Source organism: Streptomyces sp. NPDC025793, from assembly GCF_055558375.1.
On record NZ_JBVHMR010000130.1, the window covers coordinates 1 to 2744 of the forward strand.

Here is a 2744-nt window from a genome sequence, read left to right on the forward strand (position 1 = left end):
GATGTGGCGGAGTTGGCGGGCACGCTCGGGGTTGCGGAGGGGTTGGAGCGTGTCGTTCCGGCCCTCGCCGCCTGGCGCACCGCACGCCGCGAACGAGGCGTGGTCGACGGATGGCGGCACCGTGTGGACTGGCGGCCGTTGCCCACCACCGTCCCCGCAGCTGTCGAGGGAACCTGGCTGATCGTCCTCCCTGAGCCGATGGACGGCGACGAACTGGTCACCGAGCTGCGAGCCGCGCTTGAGGACGAGCTGGCGGCCCGTGGTGCTCGTTCCGTCGTCGTCGCCGTCGACGCCGGCCGACTGGACCGTACGGCTCTCGGCGCTCTCCTCGCATCCGCCGGCACACCCACTGAGACACCCGCCGACGCGTTCGCCGGTGTGCTGTCGCTCCTGGCGCTCGACGCGCGACCGCACCCGCGACAGCCGGCCGTACCGCTCGGCCTCGCCGGAACCCTCACGCTCGTACAGGCCCTCGGCGACACGGGAATCGACGCACCCCTCTGGTGCGTGACCCAGGGTGCCGTGGCCACTGGTGAGGACGACGGCCCGACGGCGCCCGCGCAGGCGGGTGTCTGGGGCATGGGCCGGACCGCCGCACTGGAGCACCCCAAGCGCTGGGGCGGACTCGTAGACCTCCCGGCGGCCGGGGCGGCCGGTGCCGTCGGCCTGCTGCTGGACGCCGTCACAGCGGGCACGGCGGAGGACCAGGTGGCGCTGCGGGACGGCACGGCATACGGCCGTCGGCTCGTCCACGCTCGCACCGGCGGCAAGCGGGCGCCGCGTGACTGGCGGCCGGGCGGCACCGTCCTCGTCACCGGAGGGACCGGGGCGCTCGGCGCCCACGTCGCCCGCTGGCTGGCCACGCGCGGGGCCGAACACCTCGTCCTCACCAGTCGCCGTGGTGACGACTCCCACCTCGCCGAGCTGCGGCAGGAACTCGCACAGCACGGCACCCGGATCACCGTCGCCGCCTGTGACACCGCGGACCGCGAGGCCCTTGCCGACCTGGTCAACGGCCTTGCCGCAGCCGGAACTCCGGTCCGGTCCGTGATCCACGCGGCAGGCGTGAGCGTCCTCGGCCCGATCACGGAGACCGATGTCGACGACCTCGCCGCCACCCTGTCCGGCAAGGTCCTCGGCGCCGCACGCCTGGACGAGGTGCTGGACGCGGCCGAACTCGACGCCGTGGTCTACTTCTCGTCGATCTCGGGCACCTGGGGCGTCGCCGACCACGCCGCTTACGGCGCCGCCAACGCGATCCTGGACGCCTGCGCCGAACAACGCCGTGCCGCCGGCGCGCCGGTGCTCTCCGTGGCCTGGGGGCCCTGGGCCGGGGGTGGCATGATCGCCGAGTCCGTGCAGGACGGCCTGCGCCGCCGGGGCCTCCCCGTCATCGAGCCGGCCACCGCGATCACCGGGCTGCAGCAGGCCCTCGACCACGACGACACGGTCATCGCGGTCGCCGACGTCGACTGGCGCCGGTTCGCCGAGGTGTTCACCTCCGTGCGAGGAAGCGCCCTCCTGTCGGAACTGTCCGGCGCCCGCTCCGGGACGACGGACACGGCAGCCGACAGCGCCTCGGGCGACGCGACCTCCGCCACGCTTCGCGAACTGGCCGACCTCGAACCCACCCGTCGTACCGCCGCACTGCGCGCTCTCGTCGGCACCCACGTGGCCGCGACGCTGGGCCACACCGACGCGGAGGCGGTCAGTGTCGAGGCGGCCTTCAAGGAACTGGGCTTCGACTCCCTCACCGCAGTGGCGCTTCGCGACCGCCTGCACCGTGCGACGGGCCTGAAGCTGCCCACCACCGTCGTCTTCGACCATCCCAGCATCTCCGCCCTCGCCGACTACATCGACGAGCTCGCCTTCGACGGCCGGCGCGACGACGCGCAACCTGCCCCGGCCTTCGTGCGCGCGGCCGGCGCTCACGCGGACGACGACATCGCCATCGTGTCGATGGGCTGCCGCTTTCCCGGTGGTGTCCGCACCCCAGAGGACCTGTGGCGCCTGGTCGCCGACGGCGTGGACGCCATCACCCCGCTGCCCACCGACCGCGGCTGGGACCTCGACGCCCTCTACGACCCCGACCCCGACCACCTCGGCACCAGCTACGTACGGGAGAGCGGATTCCTGCACGACGCGGCCGAGTTCGACGCCGGGTTCTTCGGGATCTCGCCGCGTGAGGCGACCGCGATGGACCCGCAGCAGCGGCTGCTCCTGGAAGCCACCTGGGAGACCCTGGAGCGCGCGGGCATCGGCCCCAAGTCGCTGCGCGGCAGCTCGACCGGCGTGTACATCGGCCTGACCGACCAGGAGTACGCCACCCGACTGCGGGCCGCGTCCGGCGAGAACGAGGGGTACCTCGCGACCGGATCGGCAGCCAGCGTGGCGTCCGGGCGCATCGCCTATGCCCTGGGCCTGGAGGGCCCGGCGGTCACGGTCGACACGGCCTGCTCCTCGTCCCTGGTCGCCCTGCACCTGGCCGTGCGCGCCCTGCGCTCCGGCGAGTGCAGCCTGGCGGTGGCCGGCGGCGCCACGGTGATGTCGGGACCAGGGGCGTTCGTCGCCTTCAGCCGCCAGCGCGCCCTCGCCCCCGACGGCCGCTGCAAGCCCTTCGCCGCGGGCGCGGACGGATTCGCCCTGTCGGAGGGCGTGGGTGTGCTGCTGCTGGAGCGGTTGTCGGACGCCGTGGCGCGGGGGCATGAGGTGCTGGCGGTGGTGCGGGGTTCGGCGATCAACCA

Annotated in this window: 1 protein-coding gene; it reads left to right on the forward strand. The window is 73.9% G+C overall.

What is annotated here, in order from left to right; translation table 11 throughout:
- Window positions 1-2744: SDR family NAD(P)-dependent oxidoreductase (locus ACZ4MF_RS48805; protein ID WP_467500889.1), on the forward strand; the 2744-nt coding region annotated here is incomplete at both ends.